Annotated in this window: 1 pseudogene; it reads left to right on the forward strand. The window is 68.2% G+C overall.

The features are described from left to right. Positions 1-399 (forward strand): annotated as a pseudogene (locus E5W87_RS22940) (anti-sigma factor); the annotation flags it as partial.

Genomic DNA, 399 nt, shown 5'->3' on the forward strand with positions numbered 1-399 from the left:
CCCGCCGGCCGATGCGCTCGGCCGCTTCGCCCGGGCGCTCGACGCCGAAGCCGGCCCCGTGCGCGCGCCGGCGGCATCGTCCTGGCTGGCGCAGGTGTGGGGCCGCTTCATGGCGGTACCGGCCGGCGTCGCCTGGGCTGCGGCGGCAGCACTGCTTGCCCTGGTCATGGTGCAATCGGTTATTCAGCCAGGTGGCAAGGGTGGCGATTTCGAGATCGCCGGCCAGCAAGGCGATCTGGCGAAAATGCCGTTCGCGCTGGTGAAGTTCAAGCCGGATGCGAAGATGGCCGACATTGTCGCTTTTCTTGGCGAACACCAGCTGAAGATTGCCGGCGGGCCGACCGCCGACGGTGTCTTCCGCCTTGGCATCCCGGCCGCAACCACCGCCGACTATGAAAA

Origin of the sequence: Mesorhizobium sp., assembly GCF_004962925.1 — a bacterium.
Classification (GTDB): Bacteria; Pseudomonadota; Alphaproteobacteria; order Rhizobiales; family Rhizobiaceae; genus Mesorhizobium.